The sequence below is a fragment of the Blautia sp. MSJ-9 genome, assembly GCF_018919065.1.
In the GTDB taxonomy this organism is placed as follows: Bacteria; Bacillota; Clostridia; order Lachnospirales; family Lachnospiraceae; genus Blautia_A.
The window spans coordinates 1-19,668 of sequence record NZ_JAHLQG010000033.1 but is presented as its reverse complement, the minus strand read 5'-3'; the positions used below and the strand labels follow the sequence as shown (position 1 = coordinate 19,668).

General features: G+C 38.7%; 18 protein-coding genes and 1 tRNA gene. 2 read left to right on the top strand and 17 right to left on the bottom strand.

Annotation, left to right across the window (positions count from 1 at the left end; genetic code table 11):
- Positions 1–82: 82 nt before the first annotated feature.
- From KQI87_RS08815 to KQI87_RS08795, 5 genes are read right to left on the bottom strand one after another with little or no spacing between them, the layout of a single operon-like run.
- The gene (locus KQI87_RS08815; protein WP_216459813.1) at positions 83–865 is read right to left on the bottom strand and encodes a Nif3-like dinuclear metal center hexameric protein; all 783 of its coding nucleotides are present in this window, start codon (positions 863–865) and stop codon (positions 83–85) included.
- Positions 852–1,559 carry a tRNA (adenine(22)-N(1))-methyltransferase gene (locus KQI87_RS08810; protein WP_216459812.1) on the bottom strand — a complete coding sequence of 236 codons (708 nt, stop codon included), beginning with the start codon at positions 1,557–1,559 and terminating at the stop codon, positions 852–854. Before KQI87_RS08810 ends, KQI87_RS08815 begins: the two co-directional genes overlap by 14 nt.
- 10 nt (positions 1,560–1,569) lie before the next feature.
- The gene (gene rpoD, locus KQI87_RS08805) at positions 1,570–2,697 is read right to left on the bottom strand and encodes an RNA polymerase sigma factor RpoD (RefSeq protein WP_216459811.1); all 1,128 of its coding nucleotides are present in this window, start codon (positions 2,695–2,697) and stop codon (positions 1,570–1,572) included.
- A gap of 39 nt (positions 2,698–2,736) precedes the next feature.
- Positions 2,737–4,527 carry a DNA primase gene (dnaG, locus tag KQI87_RS08800; protein ID WP_216459810.1) on the bottom strand — a complete coding sequence of 597 codons (1,791 nt, stop codon included), beginning with the start codon at positions 4,525–4,527 and terminating at the stop codon, positions 2,737–2,739.
- A gap of 15 nt (positions 4,528–4,542) precedes the next feature.
- Positions 4,543–5,550 carry a deoxyguanosinetriphosphate triphosphohydrolase gene (locus tag KQI87_RS08795; RefSeq protein ID WP_216459809.1) on the bottom strand — a complete coding sequence of 336 codons (1,008 nt, stop codon included), beginning with the start codon at positions 5,548–5,550 and terminating at the stop codon, positions 4,543–4,545.
- Between the two features lie 198 nt (positions 5,551–5,748).
- On the opposite strand from KQI87_RS08795, the gene KQI87_RS08790 reads away from it, so the two are divergent.
- Positions 5,749–5,833, top strand: a tRNA-Leu gene (locus KQI87_RS08790).
- A 292-nt stretch (positions 5,834–6,125) separates the two neighbouring features.
- Here KQI87_RS08790 and KQI87_RS08785 read toward each other — a convergent pair.
- From KQI87_RS08785 to KQI87_RS08750, 9 genes are all read right to left on the bottom strand, one after another.
- The gene (locus tag KQI87_RS08785) at positions 6,126–7,397 is read right to left on the bottom strand and encodes a peptidoglycan-binding protein (RefSeq protein WP_216459808.1); all 1,272 of its coding nucleotides are present in this window, start codon (positions 7,395–7,397) and stop codon (positions 6,126–6,128) included.
- 99 nt (positions 7,398–7,496) lie between these two features.
- Positions 7,497–7,760, bottom strand: a complete 264-nt coding sequence (locus KQI87_RS08780; RefSeq protein ID WP_330655762.1) for a PD-(D/E)XK nuclease domain-containing protein — start codon at positions 7,758–7,760, stop codon at positions 7,497–7,499.
- Entirely contained in the window at positions 7,757–8,044 is a 288-nt protein-coding gene (locus KQI87_RS16590) for a hypothetical protein (RefSeq protein WP_253292435.1), read from the bottom strand. The genes KQI87_RS08780 and KQI87_RS16590 overlap by 4 nt, the downstream gene beginning before the upstream one ends.
- Positions 8,025–8,447, bottom strand: coding sequence for a HEPN domain-containing protein (locus tag KQI87_RS08775; protein ID WP_216459807.1), 423 nt, complete (start codon positions 8,445–8,447; stop codon positions 8,025–8,027). Before KQI87_RS08775 ends, KQI87_RS16590 begins: the two co-directional genes overlap by 20 nt.
- On the bottom strand, positions 8,438–8,791 hold the full coding sequence (locus KQI87_RS08770; protein WP_216459806.1) for a nucleotidyltransferase domain-containing protein: 354 nt from the start codon (positions 8,789–8,791) through the stop codon (positions 8,438–8,440). The genes KQI87_RS08775 and KQI87_RS08770 overlap by 10 nt, the downstream gene beginning before the upstream one ends.
- A gap of 212 nt (positions 8,792–9,003) precedes the next feature.
- Complete coding sequence (locus KQI87_RS08765; RefSeq protein ID WP_216459805.1) at positions 9,004–9,537, bottom strand: hypothetical protein; 534 nt, start codon at positions 9,535–9,537, stop codon at positions 9,004–9,006.
- 63 nt (positions 9,538–9,600) lie between these two features.
- On the bottom strand, positions 9,601–11,931 hold the full coding sequence (locus tag KQI87_RS08760) for an Ig-like domain-containing protein (protein WP_216459804.1): 2,331 nt from the start codon (positions 11,929–11,931) through the stop codon (positions 9,601–9,603).
- A 168-nt stretch (positions 11,932–12,099) separates the two neighbouring features.
- A complete protein-coding gene (locus tag KQI87_RS08755) occupies positions 12,100–14,040 on the bottom strand; it encodes a hypothetical protein (RefSeq protein WP_216459803.1) in 1,941 nt (646 codons plus the stop codon).
- A gap of 24 nt (positions 14,041–14,064) precedes the next feature.
- On the bottom strand, positions 14,065–15,021 hold the full coding sequence (locus KQI87_RS08750; RefSeq protein ID WP_216459802.1) for a hypothetical protein: 957 nt from the start codon (positions 15,019–15,021) through the stop codon (positions 14,065–14,067).
- A 557-nt stretch (positions 15,022–15,578) separates the two neighbouring features.
- On the opposite strand from KQI87_RS08750, the gene KQI87_RS08745 reads away from it, so the two are divergent.
- Complete coding sequence (locus KQI87_RS08745; protein WP_216459801.1) at positions 15,579–15,839, top strand: helix-turn-helix domain-containing protein; 261 nt, start codon at positions 15,579–15,581, stop codon at positions 15,837–15,839.
- Positions 15,840–15,934: 95 nt separating this feature from the next.
- On the opposite strand, the gene KQI87_RS08740 is transcribed toward KQI87_RS08745, so the two are convergent.
- The 3 genes from KQI87_RS08740 to KQI87_RS08730 form a co-directional block, all read right to left on the bottom strand.
- Entirely contained in the window at positions 15,935–17,536 is a 1,602-nt protein-coding gene (locus KQI87_RS08740) for a serine/threonine protein kinase (RefSeq protein WP_216459800.1), read from the bottom strand.
- A gap of 17 nt (positions 17,537–17,553) precedes the next feature.
- Positions 17,554–18,015: a hypothetical protein gene (locus KQI87_RS08735; protein ID WP_216459799.1), complete on the bottom strand. Its 462-nt coding sequence runs from the start codon at positions 18,013–18,015 to the stop codon at positions 17,554–17,556.
- A 232-nt stretch (positions 18,016–18,247) separates the two neighbouring features.
- Positions 18,248–18,979, bottom strand: a complete 732-nt coding sequence (locus tag KQI87_RS08730; protein ID WP_216459798.1) for a DUF554 domain-containing protein — start codon at positions 18,977–18,979, stop codon at positions 18,248–18,250.
- Positions 18,980–19,668: the final 689 nt, after the last annotated feature.

The window sequence follows — 19,668 nt, the reverse complement described above, 5'->3', positions numbered from 1 at the left end:
TATGCCGACAAGTAAATATAGTTACCGCTGCTCTGCAGACAACAGACCAGCCAAATTTCATATTATATGGTAAGAACCCGTATCACAGAATCGTGTACGGGCTCTTTACCTCTGCACAGGAAATTTTCAGATCTGGAAATGCCTGTGCCAGTTCTTTTTTCATTGCATCCATAAAAACATATTCAGTTCCATAGTGTCCGGCATCGATCAGCGCCAATCCCTGTGCAACAGTATCAATTCCTGTATGGTGGTCAATATCACCAGTTACATACACATCTGCCCCTGCCTTAATGGCATCTTGGATCATGCTCTTACCTGATCCTGTACAGACTGCTGCACGTTTCACCCTGCTATCCAGATCACCATAAACCTTTACATCATTTAGTTTCAGGGATTTCTTGATCAGCTGCGCATATTCTCTCAGAGTCATCTCCTCCGGAAGGTCTCCAACTCTGCCGAATCCCTGCACCTCACCATTTCTCTCCTCAGTTACAGAAAGAACTTCCGTATTGTGTATCTTTGTATAATCCGCACTTAAATCTGCCATGCCCAGCACATCGTAATTGGTGTGCATCGCATAATACACGATTCCTTTCCGGATCAATGTAATGATCTTTCTTCCTGTAAAACTGTGATTATTGATTTTCTTAATTCCTGAAAAAATCATCGGATGATGGGTAATGATCATATCTGCACCATCCCTGATCGCCTCAGCCAGTGTCTCTTCTGTCAGATCCAGAGCCAGAAATACATGGCTGATCTCATTGGTATCATCTCCCGTGAGAAGTCCTACATTATCCCAGTCCTCAGCTGCATCGGCAGGATATTTCTTCTCCAGCCAGGAGGTCAGTTCATATGCCTTCATATTCCTTCAAAGCAGCAATAACAGCCTGCTTCTCCTCCTCTATCTCACCTGTACGCTTTTCGGCATTCGGTGCATTCTTTAATTTGTCAAGAATCTCATTGCGGATGCGAAGCTCTCTTTCCAGATATTCCTTCAGGATCGGATGTTTCCTCTCAAGGAGCATACCGCCGAACCACTCTTCTAAAGTATAAGGCTCATCTGCAGAAATATGCTTCTTTTCTCCATGGATCACTTTCATCATAGGATAAAACTTTCCATCCTCCAGAACCATCTCTTCATCCACGATCTTCCAGCCAATCTCACTGATAAATTTGCGAAAATGCGGAATATCCGACTGAGGCTGCAGGATCATTTCCTGAAAACTCTCTCGGACTTCTGCTCCGTCAGTAAGTATCCTCTCCATGAGAGGGCCTCCCATTCCTGCTATTACAAGAGTGTCGCCCTCTCCCGGTTTCAATGCTTCCAGACCATCTGAAAGTCTGGTCTCTATGTATGCGTTCAGACCATACTGCGAAATATGTTCCTGTGCTCTGGACAGAGGTCCTTTTCTCACATCCATGGCGATCGCACCCGGTATTCTGCCATCCAGATAAAGAGATACCGGCAGATATCCGTGATCACATCCCACATCCACAAGTCTGTTTCCCCTGGTCACCAGGCCTGCTATTGCAGACAAACGTAATGAAAGCTGCATAACAGGCTCCTTAGTCCAGATAATCCTTCAGTTTACGGCTGCGGCTCGGATGACGAAGCTTACGGAGAGCTTTTGCCTCAATCTGACGGATACGTTCTCTTGTTACATTAAATTCCTTACCAACTTCCTCCAGAGTTCTTGCACGTCCGTCATCCAGACCGAAACGCAGGCGTAAAACTTTCTGCTCTCTGTCTGTCAGTGTGCTCAGAACCTCTACCAACTGTTCTTTCAGTAAAGTAAACGCTGCTGCATCTGCAGGTACAGGTACATTATCATCCTGAATAAAGTCTCCAAGATGGCTGTCCTCTTCTTCACCGATAGGTGTTTCCAGAGATACCGGCTCCTGAGAAATTTTGAGGATCTCACGCACACGATCTACAGACATATCCATTTCTTTTGCAATTTCTTCCGGCGTAGGTTCACGTCCAAGCTCCTGCAGTAACTGACGGGAAACACGAATAAGTTTATTAATTGTCTCAACCATATGCACCGGAATACGAATGGTACGTGCCTGGTCAGCAATTGCTCTTGTAATTGCCTGACGGATCCACCATGTTGCATAGGTACTAAATTTATATCCCTTACGGTAATCAAACTTCTCAACTGCCTTGATCAGACCTAAATTACCTTCCTGGATCAGATCAAGAAAAAGCATTCCACGTCCTACATATCTTTTGGCAATGCTGACAACAAGACGAAGGTTTGCCTCTGCCAGACGTTTCTTGGCAGCTTCATCTCCATTCTCCATTCTCTTTGCAAGTTCGATTTCCTCTTCTGCAGAAAGAAGCGGAACCTTACCGATTTCTTTCAGATACATACGGACCGGATCCTCGATACTTACACCTTCCGGAACAGAAAGGTCGATCTTGTCAAGTTCAATCTCTTCTTCGTCCAGTTTGTCAATATCTGCATCGTCATCATCCAGGATCATATCATCTGCATTGTTGTCTGTAATTCTAAGCACATCCACTCCACTGGCTTCCAGAAAGTCAAATACTTTCTCCATCTGTTCAACTCCCAGTGGCTGATCCTTAAAGAAATCATTGATTTCCTGGTATTCCAGTACATTTTTTTTCTTCTTGGCAAGCTCCAGAAGTTCTACCAGTTTTTCACTGAATTTACCCATATTCATTTCCATATGTGCTCTATACCTCCATATAGTGTTTATATTTTATCCTTATTCGAAAGAAATATGCAGCTGCTGCCGCTTTCTTCCGAGATCTTCCAATTCTTTCTTTGCTTTTATGATTGCCTGCAGTTCCTGCATGTCAGCAGGATTCCATTTCCGGTTTCTCTCTTTGAGACTCTCCTCCTTGATCCTGATCACAGTATCCGAAAAAGCCCGATTCTGTTCTTCAGGAGTTTCCAGATGAATTGTCGCATTAAACAGAGAAGAAACCTCCCTCTGCTCTTCACTGTCAATAAAAGCATTCATCAACCTTGCAGGATTGACATCGCCTTCCTTATGCTGCTGGTACAGCATCTCTGCCACCTGCCGGTATAGCGGAACTACGAAATCTGACGGCTGGATATACTGTTCAACCGTGTTAAAGATTTTCGGATATGTTACCAGCCAGGTAAGCATCAGTTTCTGTGCTTTATCCGATGCACTCTCCTTCTTCACCTGTCCACCTACTGGTTTCGGCTGAACTCTCTTCTCTGCCGGAGTTCCCTTCATGGCAAGTGCACCTACCCGTCGCTTCAGATTATCTGCAGTAATGCCGCTGCTTCTGTAATCCTTCACGATCGCTTCTATATAAAGATTCCTCTCCAGCTCATCGGAAAGCTCCAGCAGCATCTGCGCACACCGTTCAAAGAAACGGTTCTGACCCTGAGGATCTTCCATTGAAAAATCTCTCTCCGCCATATGCACCCGGAACATAAAGCTGTCCGTCGCCTGTTCCAGACGTTTCTCAAACTCCTCTGCACCAAGTGCCTTGATAAATTCGTCCGGATCCTTGTGTGGTCTTAGATTTACCACTCTGGACGTCAGACCTGCCTCACGCAGGATTGGAATCGCACGAAGGGCAGCTTTTACGCCAGCTTCATCACTGTCATACAGCAACAGAACTTCCTGTGTATAGCGCTTCAACAGGCTTGCATGTCCCGAAGTAAGTGCAGTTCCCAGTGATGCCACTGCATTGGTAAATCCTGCCTGATGCATGGAAATTACATCCATATACCCCTCACACAGGATCAGATAATTCTTTCTCGTTGTTCTTGCAACATTCAATCCATACAAGTTCCGGCTCTTATCAAAGATCGTCGTCTCCGGTGAATTCAAATATTTCGGCTTCCCATCTCCCATAACACGGCCTCCGAATCCGATCACACGGCCATTCACATCCATGATTGGAAAAATAACTCTGTTCCAGAACTTATCATACATGCCCCGGCGCTCATCTACATTAAACAGACCAGAATCTCTCAAAAGATCATCACTGTAATTCTTAGATTTCAGAAATTTGTACAGATCATCGCTGTATTTGTCCGAATATCCCAGTCCGAACTTCTTGATTGTTTCCTCACTTAATCCTCTGCCCGTCAGATATGCATATGCCTGCTTTCCAGTTTCGCGCCGCAGCTGATAATAAAAATACCTCGCTGCAAGTCTGTTGATCTCCAGAAGGACAGCCCTGCGTTCTGCCTTCCGTTTTGCCTCTCCGGAATATTCAATCTTCGGAAGCTGCACTCCGGCACGGTCTGCCAGATGCTGCAGCGCTTCTCCAAATGTATAATTCTCATACTCCATCACAAAGTTAAATACATTCCCGCCTGCTCCGCAGCCAAAACAATAGTACATCTGCTTTGACGGGGTCACAGAAAAAGAAGGGGTCTTCTCATTATGAAACGGACATAATCCGAAATAAGTGCTTCCTCTTCTGTTCAGCTTCACATACTGGGATACAACATCTACAATATCATTCTTCATTCTGACTTCTTCAATGATATCGTCTGAATAACGCATGTCCCGTCCTCCTTCTTAATAGACTTCCCATGCTCTTGGTATGTAAATCTCCCGGAACTTCTCCATAGAATACTGATCTGTCATTCCAGAAAGATAGTCACATACTACCTGTTCCTTCTTCTCTCCCCGCATGATCAGTTCTCTGTACTCTGTTGACATTGCCTCCGGGTGTTCAGCATAATATTCATATAGTTCCGTCAGCATCTTCACTACCTTAGATTCCTCTTTGTGGGCTACAGGATTCTCATATACATTCTGGAACATCAATGCTCTCAGTTCCATCATTGCTTCGTAAATCTCTGCTGACATCTTTATGGTATCCTGCTCCAGACTGTTCTCTATGATATTATGGACAAATGTATTAAGCCGCTCCCGGGTTGTATACCCCAGAAGTATTCGCAAAGTAATCGGAATATCATCCTCTGTAATGATCCCGGCTCTCTGTGCATCATCCATATCATGATGAATATATGCAATCTTGTCTGAAAGTCTCACTACCTGACCCTCAAGAGTGGATGGATTTCCGCTGGTCCTGTGATTCAGGATTCCGTCCCGGACTTCCCAGGTAAGATTTAATCCCTCTCCATTCTTCTCCAGTACCTGTGCAACCCTGACGCTCTGTTTATAGTGGGCAAAGCCATCCGGATTCACTGCATCAAGAGCTCTCTCTCCGGCATGACCAAAAGGCGTATGTCCAAGGTCATGTCCAAGTGCGATTGCTTCCACAAGATCTTCATTCAGTCTCAAAGCCTTAGCTATGGTTCTGGCTATCTGTGATACCTCGAGTGTATGTGTCAGTCTGGTTCTGTAATGGTCACCCTGAGGTGCCAGAAAAACCTGTGTCTTATCCTTCATCCTGCGAAAAGCTTTGCTATGAAGGATCCTGTCTCTGTCTCTCTGATAGACAGTCCGTACATCGCATTCTTCCTCCTGCCGCTCTCTGCCTCTGGAAAAAAGGCTGCATGCAGCATAGGGGCTGAGCATCTTTTGTTCTCGTTGTTCCATGCTTTCCCTTATATTCATAAGCGATACCTCCACAAGCTGACAAAATACCTCTTATTAATTATATTCTACATAAAATTTCAAATTCCTCTTTTTTTCAAAAAAAATTTGAAATTTTTTATATTTTTTTCAAAAAGTTGTTGACATTGTCTTTTGCATCTGGTATAGTATCACTTGTCGCGAGGGAGAGCACAAAAGAATCCCAAAGAAATGCGATATGCGGAAGTGTCGGAACTGGCAGACGAGCAAGACTAAGGATCTTGTGAGCATTGCGCTCGTGTGGGTTCAAGTCCCATCTTCCGCATTAAAGAATGAGGAACTATGAGAAGTCATGGTGCCTTATTTTTTTTGCGTTTTTATTTTAGATATATAATAACCTCATTACCTTGACACTGATTTTTAATGAATCCCGACATACAGATAAAAACTCTGGCGAATGAGCTTCTCACTGATCTCATAGTACACCTGTCCGTAGTCTTTACATAGTATTCTCAATAAATAGCAGCAATAATACTCTCTATAAATACAGATAAAATAATGACCGGTTATATCACCTTATGATATAGCCGGTCATATATTTTATCTGTTCATATTCATCACAGTTCTGCAATTCTGCTGACTGCCACATAAATTTCCTGTATTTTGTACCAGGTCGGATAATCAACAATCCCCGTCTGTCCCAGGCCAAAAATCCCCTGAAAAACTCTGACAGCATTTTTTGTCTCATCTCCGTATATCCCATCCACAGTCACAGTTGGCACTGCCGGATATGCCCCGGCGATTGTATTTAACTGCTCCTGAATCTGACTTACTTTACTTCCTGTTGCACCAATATCAAGATCATATCCCGGCCATGATGCCGGAATCCCTGATACCGCTTCTGCCACATTAATGTACATATCATTTCCGTAAAAAGCCCGAAGAATCTCAATCGCAGAATATCCCTGATCACCCAATGTTTTACTGCCCCATTGCGTCATCCATCCCCTGTTTCTGCACTGCACCTGCTTTCCATCACAATACTGTGTCAGAATCGGCTGGCGCACATTCGGTCTGGACAGATAATTCTCAAATAATTCATCTACAATGCGGTCGATACTGTCAAAAATATTTCTGCCATAGATCCATTTATGGTCATATGCAGTGGAAGAAGTTATGGTAAAATCATATCCTTTATTCCGATACCACTCAGTATAAACTCTGTTTAACGTAAACGACATAATCGCCAGGACATTTGCCCGGATTGTATCATCCGGCCAGGTGGCATAGATTTCGCTGCTGGCTACGTTTTTGATATAATCTCTGTAACGCACATAATAATTCTCTGCCGAAGAATCACTTACCGGGCCATCATGTACTACGATATATTCCGGAATAACAACCTTGCTCAGCACGATCTCTCCCGTCTCATTCACCGGCTTAATCTCAGATTCTTCTATTTTAGGTGGATATTTATAAAACAATGTGTGTGGCGGAATCACCACCCGCTGGTAGCTTTCTCCCAGTTCCATAGCATTTAAAGTTGCCGGCTGTCTGGACAAAACATCCGGCAAAACCTCACTGCCCGCTACTTCTTTGGGTTCAAAACCTTCCGCATCGATCTGCACCGTATATTCTGCATAAGGCTGTTCTTCTACCGGCTCCATACTATATTCCAGCGGCGGCGTTTTTAATTCAAGAACCGGTGTCCGGCCGGAGGAATCTGTCACCACCTCTTCAATGACGCTGTCCGGCGCACCTGTATAAGAGATCCTGACTCTTGCATTCTCTACCGGACGGTTATTCAGCCGGTCCAGCACCACCACCTGATACCGCCCCGTATCCACATTCTCCTTCTGCATATGCATTTCTTTATCAAAAAAAGCCATACAAACATCCTCAACGCATTGCTTCCTTAATAGAATATTCCCCGCAACTATATATGTTACAATTTTTCCTGATGTTTCTTTACTTTCTCATCAAGCTCGTTAAGCTTTCTCATAAGCGGCATCATATACCCGACATTTCTTTTTATTACAGACAATTCCATATTTCCAAATAGTTCCAATGCCGTTATCTCTGAATTCATCTGCATATTGCTTCTGATCTATCTGAGTGATTGCTTTCCTACATTCTATATCTTCTGTATCATTTTCAGAATACTTTACTTCAATAATAATTCCCACATCCGAATCGTCAATTCTAATTAGAATATCACTGAATCCATCTCCTGCTTCCTTATTTGAATTCACTCTCCAACCCGATTTAAATCCCAAAATTCCAAGTAGAATTCCATGGTAAAAGTTTTCTTTTGTTGCTTTTTTACAAATGTATCGCGCACACTGATTGTCTTTTTCATATAGTCTGTAAATATAGATTCTACTTTCTCTGCATTTCCATTCTCAAGTGCATTGCAGAAATTCTGTTTCATTTTGCAAATCGCCTTTCTGCAGACATCACTGTTACTCTTTGTGTCTCCATCATAACATGACCGTATCTGGTTTACTTCATTTACTTTATTTGAATGTTTTCTCAAATTCCATAATTTCCTTACGACACATTTTTACCGCTTCATTACACATTTCCACATCGTCGCGGTCAATCTCTATGCTGTCATCACCTGGATATCTGGTTGAGAAATAAAATCCATCTATCATTCTCATATATGTTTGTGTACTCTTAGAAAACTCCAAATTCATATTTTCCTTCAAAAACTTCATCAATCTATTAAGACTATGTGTACGCAAAATATTTTCAAAATCTTTCTGCTGAATAGAATTATCTGGTTTGTAATATTCTGAAACCAAATGTTTCATATACTTTTCGCATATCCCCTGCGCCATGGCTCCCATCATATTCGCAACAATACCAGCCTCATAAGACGCTTTAAAATATTGAAAATCATTTTCCGCAAAGTCAAAGCAGCTGCTTAAGGCCATACCTGAATTCCCTCCTTTCGCACATTCGCATAATATAACATTTTATTCTTCTTCCATTCATCTCCTACCACAATTTTCAGATCCGTCTCTGCATCATCCAATTCTGCAGATGAAACTTCTGATTTCAAAAGATAGATATATTTCTTTAATTCCGGCCGGGAGCGAAATGACTCCGACAACTCCAGAAACAAATCAACGTCACTGCTGTATTTTTCTTCTCCACGCGCACAGCTGCCATATAAATAAATTGACTGGATATATGGTTTTATACATGATGACTGAATAACCTTAAGCGCATACTCTGCTGCATTTCTCTGTCGTTGTGATTTGATACATGTCAGCATTCCCGTTTCCTCCATCTTTTCAATTTTATCAAATCATTTTTTAGTTGCATTTGAATTTCTATTACAATTTATCCATTGTCCTTCTACAAACAACGCCAGTACTCTTTGTGCTTCCATCATAACATGGTCGTATTTGTTTTACAAGAAAGAAGAACCACAGCGACACTGTGAATTTCAGTGGCTGTGGTTCTTCCGTAATGTTTATTGATTACTTAATAGAAATGTGATTGCGGGTAAAATCCATGGGTAATAGTTGTTTTATATCTGTCAGCAGTTGTACGTCCCAGCAGTTTTTGATAACAGTGTGTTTTCTCTGTCACTTTGATTCCACTTCCTGAAATTTTAAATATAAGGACATGATATCCCCCACTTGAGCACGAACAATATGCGGTTGCTTTCTTCCCGCTGGAATCAATAGTTGCTGACAGATTATACCCGTTCATTTGAGGCATATGAATGGATACATTCATCTTTCTTCCCTTGACACTGTTTATCCTTAAATAAAATCCGCCATTAGAAAACGCCCATAATGTTTTCTTTTTAAACTTCACTTTTGCAGAAGCATTCTTCTTTTCATTACTAATTTGATAAGTCTGAGTACCTTCATATGTAGCAATTGAAGTATTTTCCTGCTTTTGATCAATATCTGATGCTTTTACATCTTGTAATCCATTCTGAAAACTAATAGCTGAAACAGCTATAATTACGAGCAATACCGTTATCTTTCTTATAAAATCTCTTTTCATACTTTTTCCTTCCTCTCTACCTAAGCACTGAATTCATATCTTCTATTCAACAGCGTTAATATATTATCTGGAATACCAGCCATTAAACTCAGAAACACGTGGGAATGTTATTTTCGCCTTACTTGAACTAATATTAGATATCGTGAAAAATACATCCGATGAGCCACTATAGTACGCTTTATATCCGCCAGAATAAGAATATAAGCGAACTGTTGTATTCATTTTTCCACCACGTCCATAAGCTTTGGCATAATAATTATTTCCAGATTTATACACAGTAATTGTTGCGCTTCCTCTGTAGATTCCTGTAACATTTACTTTCTGAGCTTTTCCTAATGTTTTATTTCCCTTAGGCACACAATTTTGACTACTAAAAACTTCATCATCAATTATTTTGTATGCACCTACCATATAATAATATTTTTTTCCATCTTTCAACGAAGTATTTGTGTAGCTTACTGTTTTTGAATTTTTTATAATTTTAATTTGTTTGTAATCGCCATATTTACTTGTTGAACGATATAAAATATAACCATCTACACCTGATACCTTTTTCCAGGATACTTTGAGTTTTTTCTTTCCTGCTGTTTTTACTGAAATAATTTTAACATCCTGAGGTACTATATCAAAGCTCTCTTCTATCGTACCTGTATAATTTCCAATACCTGTAACAACCATTAAAGCTGTACCTATTTCTGAATTATTCTCATAAGAAACTGTATAATCTTGATCTTTAACCAATTCTTCATTTCCAATTTCTATGGAAAAATCAGGTTTTACTGCTTTTCCGTTATATGAATAGGCACTGTCCAATATTATCTTCACATTTGAAATATCTATTTTTGCAGCTTCTACTGATACCTTTACGCTACCTTCAACTTCGCTTCCGTCAACGGATTTCGCAGTTATAATTGCTGTACCTGCACGTTTTGCACTAATTACCCCGGAAGAATTTACCGTTGCCACACTGCTGTCACTACTACTCCATGTAAGTTCAGGATTTGCTGCATCTGAAGGAATGATCTGAGGAGTTAACGTGTACTTTTTGCCAGCATTTACAGTTAAGCTGTCTGGCAGAATAATTTGTTTTACATATTTGTATTTTTCCTGGCTGAAGCAGATAGAATAATCTGGTTCAAATTCCTTTGAGTATGGACTTTTTACTGTTACATAATAGACACCAGCTGGATATTTTTTCTCTTCTGTTGTAGCATACGGATTTGTGGTATTGCTTACGTGAGCTAATTCCTTCATATCTTTATCGTATAATGTAGCTACAAGTGAGTTATCAGAGGATTGTCTAGGCACCTTAAATTCCACTTTTGCATTTCCTGATTTTTTTAGTTCAAATTTATAAAAATCAATATCTTTTCCTGTATTCAAGTTTCCTGTATACCAGGTATTAATTTGTTTTTTATTTGCCAGACTTCTAACATTATTGTTTTCTTGCTCATATTCATCTGCGGATTCATAAGTAAGATCTACTCTAAGTGAATACTGCATCGTGGTAGTCATTTCTATATAATAAGCGCCCGCAGGTAACCTCAATCTCCTTTTATTTGTCGCACCTGTTATAAGATAAACATTTTCGTGCTCATCTTCCTCATATATTTTAGGAGATGTGGTAGAGTTATCTCCTCGTAAATTTTTTATATCTATTACAGCAAGACCTGGTTGCTCCATATAGAACTTATAAATGTCAACATCCTGTCTTGGCGTACAATTTCCCTCATATGTAGTGTTAGGCTGTATAACATTGGCAGTATCATAAGTATTGTTTGGTTCTTTTTCTCCCTGATACATATCCTGTGATTCATATTTTATAATAATCTTTGCCTCTTTATTAACATTATCCTTATAATAATCACCATCAATCAATCTTCCTGAAATCTCTCCAGCATGCACCGTAATCCATCCTGAATCGTAAGTATCCATTCCTACATTCCACCACGTATAATACCAATTCTGATATCCAAGTGAATTTCCAAATATGAAATATTGTTTACTTAACGACATATTTTCACAACAATCTTCAAGCATAATTCTTATTCTTCCATCTCCAGGAATAGATGCAGAATAATGGTATCCGTAATCATTTCCACCCCTTGTATAACGAAGATCTACTATATTATAGTACTGGTTGAGCTCACATCTCTCGTTTGTACTTGAAGCCTGCATTACTTCCTGAGTATCTTCTGAGGGCAAAATTTCATCTTCCTCTATGTCATTCTTATCTGTTACTCCATCATTAAATGTAGCAATTTCTTGGTTTTCTTCCTCCAGCACCTCATTTCCATCACTAAACTCTGCATTTGCAAGAACAGTCTTTCCATTTACCGTCAACATCAGTACACTTGCAAATAAAGCTAAAACTAATCCTACTTTTTTCTGCATTTTTATTCTCCTTCTCTGATTGATATTTTGTATTTTTATTTTTCGCTAGACATACCACCTTCCTATAAGTATTGAACATATCTATCTTTCTTAAATCACATAAATATTAAACACCACTTTTCATGTAAAATACCTTTTTAATTTTCTTTCTATATCTAAAAAATTATCTTAATCAATTACTGCATTATTACTTTCCAAAAAAAGATATAATCCAACACAATACTGAAGAAATTCTATTTTTTTCTTCGCCCCTGTATTTTTGGCAAACTGAACAATATTTAAAAGATTCTCTGCTGTTTGCCCTAAGACTAATAAAGGAAATCCCACTATAGAAGCTAATACTCTCACAACAAATGACTCAACATCTTCAAATGTACCTTCAAACATTTCTTTCATAAATGAAAAATTTATGCTTTCTATATCATCTGGAATTTTAATTGGATGGCGTTCATTTATTTCCTTTGCCAAACAAATCAATCCATCTAATTCAGAATTTTTAGGTGGCGATGCAATAATTAATGACTTACTTTCATTTACAGCATACCGTATCCCGTATTTATCAAAATCAAATTCATTATTATTAATATTTTTTATGAATTTAGTTGCGATAACCGAATCTCCAATTAAAATAAATCGCCCTCCATTATTTTCTTTTTCCACACGATTACGTTCATAATCTTTATATCCGCATAAACTAACCGAGGGCAAAGAACTATCCACCTTATCTCTATAACTTTCAATAACAGCCTTCATATATTCAGCAACTTCTGAAAGCGAAGGTTTATATATCAAAGTTATTGGCTTCTGATAAAAAATTCTGGCCTTGTCTTTAAGTTCCTTTATTCTTCTATATTCTTGTTTTTTTTCTGAAGCCTGCTCATCTACATATTCCTCATAAGTCTTTGCTTTATTCCAAGCAGGTTTCCATTCTTCAATTTTAGTGCCTTCTAACGGAAGTGGAATAATAAATTGTTTGTCTTCATCATCCAAAATATATGATAACTGGTTATATTCCATTCTAGCTTGTTTTGCCCTTGAATCGCCACTCAAAATTTGCCGGATATAAAGACCACTAAGAATCTGTGTATTAATACCACAGTTATAATGTTTATTTACTAATTGAGCAAAATACTTAATTGCATTATTATAATCTTGAATTCTTAAACATGCAAACGCGCATAACTCAACAATGTCTAACTGACCACCAGAATAATTTATTGCTATTTCAATAAGTGATCTTGCCTTTTCAGGATTATTATTTTGATTCAATCCTAATAATTCAATATACTCTAATGCCCAGGCAGAAGTCATCACATCGTAACGTAAAAGATTAAAAGTATTAAGTTTCTCATATTTTAAAAAACCTTCCAAAGCTAGCGCACGATATTGTGCCTGCATGTCCAAGTTCTGTGAATACATTTCATTTTGATAAATACTATTAGCTGTACTGCCAAGTTGATACCAAAATGGAGGATAAGCATTAAAATTCGATCTCATCGAATTTAGAAAATTATAGCGTTTTATAGGATTACTTTCAATTAAGGCCATATTATACTCTTGGATTTGTCTCTCTGTTAAACGATATTCGTCTGGAAATTTGTATCTCTCTGCCAAACTCCATGCTGTTCCAAATAGTTGCTTTTGTAAGCCATTAAGATGCAACATATGATTTTTTTGTATTTCCCACTTCGTTCTTTCATATTTCAAATCATTCTCTGCCTTGTTTCTACGATAATTCATATATCCAATACCCACTTGTGTTGCAAGAGTAATTCCCATTGCAACTGGATTGGATGTTGCAAAGATGGCTCCTACATTAGGAACCGCACTCCAAATAGCATTTTTTATCTGATGTTGATATTCTCTCTCTATCATTTTCTTATCGCCATTTTCTGCAAGAGAATATGTAATCTGATCCATAATTTCCCTGATAATATCCAATAATACATTATCCTTTGGCATTTTTTCAATATTAAGGTTGTTCATAATAGAATCATATTCCTGTTGCATTATATTGATATCATTATAGTCAATAATCTGTTTTATGGATACCGTCCATAAATTGAGTGCATATGCTGCCGTTAATTTCTCGTTGTCTGATATATTCATGTATTTTATCTCCACAATCCTTTTCTATATATCAATGGTCATCACTATTGGTAAATGATCAGATATATTATCATTATAGTATTCAAAATCACTATTACAATATTTATTCACTGCATCAACAACCTCAAAGGAAACTTTATTAAAACCTGAAAGTTCTGGGCTATATGTAAAATGATCATAATTATTAGCGTATCTTCTCAACGTCTGATCTGATTCTTCGACATTTTGTCTACTTAACGTACTTAATCCTTTTTGTTCTGTTAAAACATTTATTTTTCTATCTCCATCACAATAAGAATAAACTGGCGCTAAATAATTTTTACTTGATGTAACAACACCAGGTGTGTAAATATTCAAATTATAATCTCCCATAGCAACTGTATATGCTGTTCTAAAATCACCATATCTTTTAGTACTTAAATCCGGATAAATATCATGTGTTAAAATATCATATTCTATCCTTCGTTTCTCTAATGACGAAAGTCTATTATCACCATAATATATGTGTATATTAATAAATCGTAATTCAAAGAAACCACCAAAAAGAGGTTGTAGTCGAATATAATATGGTGTCCTTGCCAAAACAGAACAATCCACTTGAACATCATTTGACAGAGAATTGAGAATTCTCGGTTCAAATATTCGCCGCTGACCAAATCGTGTCATTTCTGCCAACTTAAATTTCTTTTTATTCCATAAATATGCATAACACTCTCCACGAGTATCATTAACTATCATATCCTTTATCTTATCCAAATCTGTTGACTCTTGAGGAGATGCCCAACAAAAATCCCAATCATATAATTCATATTTTACACATTGTTCAAGAAGACGTTTTATTCCTTTTCCTTCACTTAGTATTTCTTGTAAAGCAACAACATCCATCTGCTCCTCTGTGATAATCCGCGCTATTTTTTCAAGATCTTTTTGGGAATTTGCTCCAAAATTTTTCATATTAAATGATCCTATTTTATATTCCAATAATTATCCCCCAACATTTTTATACATTACAGAAACTATGCATTGCTTTAATATTTTTGCTAATCTATTTCAAATCATCAATGGCAAATATCCATTTTTAATCTTCTTATTCATCTACTTTTACAAAAATATAATTTCTGTCAATGCTCCTTTTTTCTAACAAAAATATAGATTTATCTGTGTAATTTTCATAATAATTTGTCTATTTACTTTTTATAATAGGTCAATATATCCTTAAAGTCAATAGCTTATTATCACTTAAACACACTAAAAACGTCTAATCTTATTACCATTCTTTTTCCAGATAATTTACAATCAAGAACTGTCATTTAACATTTACCTTCTTTTGGGTATTTGGCAATTTTCTGGATACAATATAAACGCCATCCCATCAAACCTATTTGGCAAATCATAAGTACAACCTAATATTTTTCCATTCTCATATATGAATTTTGCTATTTTTCTCATTCAAATTAACTTCTACCAGTGCTAAATAGGTCAATTCATCCCTAAAGTCAATAGGTCATTATGCCATAATCTTGTAAAAGGAGGCGTCTATGTCACGTTTGAAAGAACTGCGCCGCGAGCGGGGCTACACACAGATAAAGATGCAGCATCTCACAGGTATTGATCAAAGTGATTATTCCAAGATTGAAAATGGTAAACGCTACTATACTTTCGAGCAATGCCGCCGGATTGCTCTGGCTCTTAATACAAGTATGGATTATCTGGCCGGGCTTACGGATGTTAAGGATGCTTACCCGCGGAAACCTTCGAACTCTTCCGCGGGGGCTGCATCAGCAAATCAAAATTCATAAATCAATGCTCACAGTAAGCAAAGAACCTATGAATGTATTTATTATACATTCATAGGTTCTTTCATTTCGCCCACCCGCGGTGGACTTTTTATTTTCTACTGTCTTTTATACATCCCATCAAACCGCACATTCAACCCACCGAATTCTCCTTTCAGCGTTTCTGCATATATTTTCCCATCAATTACCACCAGTTTCAACTCCGCATAAATTTCTCCATCTGCGTCATCCTCTGTATATAAATACTGCTGGGAGTTGATCTGTGTCAATGGACCATCTATCTCTCCTGTATTGACGCTCCATGATGCGCCGCCCTTTACAGAGTATGTTCCGTCCTCTGACTTTTCGAATGTGAGATAAGCTGACGAGTCCTCTCTGGTATATGTTCCGGGAACAATTACATCTGATGTAGCATTCTTTTCCGGTTCTGTTATTTCAGAATCAGTGTCTGTTACATCATCATCTGTATCAACCCTGTTCAAATCATCTTTATGGAATTGAATCGTATAATCTTCATAGGAAAATATCCATTCTCTCATCTGCTTTGACGGAGTATCATATAAGTCTGCTGTGTTTGTATAATAATGACAGATGCCATCTTTAAGAAATGCACATTCAAGCTCCCCTGTTTCGCTTAAGGAAACTGCTGCTTCCATAATTGTGTACATTCCCGGCATACCGCCTTTCATAAAATACCTGCCGTCCAGATAACTGACATCATCGCTGATAGAATACAGGCATTCCTTAACATAAGAATACTGTGTTCCCAGAAGTTCTTTCAGCATTTTATCGACTTTTTTATTTTCCAGCAGAAGCTGTGGTGATTCCTGGTTTTCATATGCCTGCTCTAATCCGGGCCACTTTTCCTGCTTTGCATTCCAGACAGCTGCACCGATGGCAAATACACAGACAATTCCACAAAGCACTCCTATCTTTCTCTTGTTTCTGCTTAGCACCCCCCATGGTTTCTCATAGGTCGCCAGCATTTTTTCCAGTTCTTCTACTGAATGAAATCGTCTTTTGGAATCTACCTGAATACAGCGATTGATCACCGGCAAGAGGCGTCCTTTATATACTGTTTTATGATTCTCCAGTATTTTTCCCGTGAGCATTTCATGCATCATAACGCCGACGGAATAAATATCACTGGTAATTCCCGTCTGCCCGTATCCGTAATGTTCCGGAGATGCATACTCTTTCGTTCCGAGCAATACAGTGTCCTGGTTTTTTGTATCTTTGTAACCGCGCACTGTGTCAAAGTCAATCAGTTTCACGCTTCCATCGCTTCGAAGCATCACATTGCCTGGCTTTATGTCTCTGTGAATCAGTGGCGGATTCTGGCTGTGAAGTTTTTCCAGACCATCACACACCTCTTTTATAATAGAAAGCACTTCTTTTTCTGTAAAAAGCCCTTCCATCTGTATATATTCGGCAAGCGTCTCACCATCTATAAGTTCTTCTACGACATAAGTATTCCCATCACAGAAAAAAGCATCGTATACTGCTGCAAGATTTTTATGATGAATATCCTTCAGTCGTCGGTAAAGCTCTTCCAGGTTTCGGTTATAGTAAGTTTTTACCACGCATACTGTCTGCCTGGGAGTATAAAAGACTCTTTCTACTTTACTTTTCGCTGATTCCGCAATCACATCCAGGGATTGATACTGGGAAAAGAAAAACTGTTTCTCCAATGATTCCATATCACAGTCACATCATTTCACTTTTTTTCTTTATCAAGAAGACTCATTTTCAGACCACGCTTTTTCAGAAGTTCCTCTGTCTGGTAAACGTCCAGATGATTTCTGATTGCAAACTCTATAATGGCATCTTCCTCCCGTCTGGGATAAAGTTCTTTGTTTCCGGACGCCTTCAATAAAAGGTTGGTTTCTTCCAGTGTAGCATTTAATACAAACGCTGCCTTAATCGCGGTTTCTTTCGATGGAAGCTTTGCCCCATTACGCATATAGTAGGCAAAGGACTTTCCGATTGCACTGTTCATATAAATGTCACTTATTTTAACGCCTTTTTCCTCACATAGTTCATTAAAATATTCTGCGAAATTAAGCTTCTGATCCTGATTTTGGTCTATCCAGTTTTCAAGCTGTGTACTGTCAGTTACGCTTTCCAGCTCATTTTCTAATTCTTCTGTTGTCTTTGTCTTTTTCTCTTCTATTTTCATCTTTTAACCCTGCTGCTCTCTGGCTTACATTTGCCTGATTTAGTCAAATCAGCTCTTTACTTTATTACAATTTATTGCAAAATTCGACTGACTGTTTATTACCCTCTCCCCAGTTATGAAGAAGCTCTGTTATCATTTCTGTTTTATCCACATAGTAAAAATTCTACCGAATCATTTTTTCAATATACTGTAATTTCAATACTCTCTCCACGAAAAAAGCATCAGAAAAATATCAAGATACTAACGGAAGTACATAAGTCACCCAGAACCATGACATCGGCATGACCAGCACCATAGCCGGTATCATATCCGCAGTCGGGAAGTTTTTCAGTTTCACCATACGGAATCCTGTTGCAAGCATCAGAAATCCACCACAGGCTTTAAAGTCATTGATCATCCCCGGTGTTGTCAGCGGGAAAATCGCCGTTGCCGCAAAAAACAAAATCAGGAAAATAATCACCTGCGGAATCGCGATCATGCATACAACCATTCCCAGACTGCATGCAAAGATCGCCGCTGTAAATAAATCCAGAATAGATTTGGAAATCAATACAGAATGATCTCCGCTCATACCGGATACGATAGAACCATAAATTCCGGTTCCGCTGGCACAGAACAATACGATGATTGTCACTAAAGTGTTCATAAATTCATCTTCAGACATTTCAGCATTTGAATTCTTGATAAATTTGCTGATCACTCTCTGCATTGCACCTGCACCGGCATTGATTTTTTCCCCAAGATGAATCGCAAGACCGATTCCTGTTCCGATTACGATGGAAAAAATAACCGCCGGCATATTTTCCATCAGGCCGATAGTACTGATTCCCATTCCCATAGAACATACACCGAACACCAGGGTAATGTCTGCCTTGAATTTCGGACTTAACTTATGTCCCACAAGGGCACCCAGGATTCCTCCGATAACTACGGATAATGCGTTGATAATTACTCCAATAGGCATATTTTTTTCTCTCTCCTTTACCTGATTTCAGGCAAATGCCGCTTTTTCTGACATCTGCCTGAAGCTTTTTCTTATTATTTAAAACATATCCGGCAGCCAGTGTTTCGGATTTACGTCCATAAACTGAGTTCTCTGGAAACGATCTTTCTAATTGAACGTTACAGTGCAGTCAAAGATTGCCTTGCATGCCACACCACGTTCGCGTATTCCCGGATGATAAGTCGGATTGTTGGACGGATCCGACGGATGACATTAATCCTACAACAACACCTACATACCAATTAGATCGAGTAGGAGCTTTTGACGCTTAAATCATTCCATAAAATAATATAGACTCTGTGGCATACTCCATAATCATTTTTTTGTAAACTCCAACCTCTAAGCCATCAGCCGCAGACCGATTTTATTGATATTACTTCCTGAATTTATATTTCCCTTTTCCGTGGCCGGACACAGGTTCAATAATATCTGCCTGCAACAGATTGGAAAGAAATTTTGAAGCACCCGAACTTTTCAACTCAAGAAGTTCCATAACTGCACTTCTTCCAAACCCGACAGGGGGTGCGACCCCAATGTGGTCAACTTAAGCCCAGAATGCTGAAAATTCAACGATTCTGAGCTTATATTCTGGATTTTTTATATAAATATCTTGACATATCCTCCTAAATATGTGGTTTATAGATTAAGCA

Excerpts from the sequence above, each read along its gene's own strand:
- KQI87_RS08760 (WP_216459804.1), bottom strand. The coding sequence starts at position 11,931 with ATGCAGAAAAAAGTAGGATTAGTTTTAGCTTTATTTGCAAGTGTACTG.
- KQI87_RS08745 (WP_216459801.1), top strand. The coding sequence starts at position 15,579 with ATGTCACGTTTGAAAGAACTGCGCCGCGAGCGGGGCTACACACAGATA.
- KQI87_RS08730 (WP_216459798.1), bottom strand. The coding sequence starts at position 18,979 with ATGCCTATTGGAGTAATTATCAACGCATTATCCGTAGTTATCGGAGGA.
- KQI87_RS08815 (WP_216459813.1), bottom strand. The coding sequence starts at position 865 with ATGAAGGCATATGAACTGACCTCCTGGCTGGAGAAGAAATATCCTGCC.
- KQI87_RS08775 (WP_216459807.1), bottom strand. The coding sequence starts at position 8,447 with ATGGCCTTAAGCAGCTGCTTTGACTTTGCGGAAAATGATTTTCAATAT.
- KQI87_RS08740 (WP_216459800.1), bottom strand. The coding sequence starts at position 17,536 with ATGGAATCATTGGAGAAACAGTTTTTCTTTTCCCAGTATCAATCCCTG.
- KQI87_RS08765 (WP_216459805.1), bottom strand. The coding sequence starts at position 9,537 with ATGAAAAGAGATTTTATAAGAAAGATAACGGTATTGCTCGTAATTATA.
- rpoD (WP_216459811.1), bottom strand. The coding sequence starts at position 2,697 with ATGGAAATGAATATGGGTAAATTCAGTGAAAAACTGGTAGAACTTCTG.
- KQI87_RS08810 (WP_216459812.1), bottom strand. The coding sequence starts at position 1,559 with ATGCAGCTTTCATTACGTTTGTCTGCAATAGCAGGCCTGGTGACCAGG.
- KQI87_RS08770 (WP_216459806.1), bottom strand. The coding sequence starts at position 8,791 with ATGCTGACATGTATCAAATCACAACGACAGAGAAATGCAGCAGAGTAT.
- KQI87_RS08795 (WP_216459809.1), bottom strand. The coding sequence starts at position 5,550 with ATGAATATAAGGGAAAGCATGGAACAACGAGAACAAAAGATGCTCAGC.
- KQI87_RS08735 (WP_216459799.1), bottom strand. The coding sequence starts at position 18,015 with ATGAAAATAGAAGAGAAAAAGACAAAGACAACAGAAGAATTAGAAAAT.
- KQI87_RS08755 (WP_216459803.1), bottom strand. The coding sequence starts at position 14,040 with ATGAATATATCAGACAACGAGAAATTAACGGCAGCATATGCACTCAAT.
- KQI87_RS08785 (WP_216459808.1), bottom strand. The coding sequence starts at position 7,397 with ATGGCTTTTTTTGATAAAGAAATGCATATGCAGAAGGAGAATGTGGAT.
- dnaG (WP_216459810.1), bottom strand. The coding sequence starts at position 4,527 with ATGCGTTATTCAGACGATATCATTGAAGAAGTCAGAATGAAGAATGAT.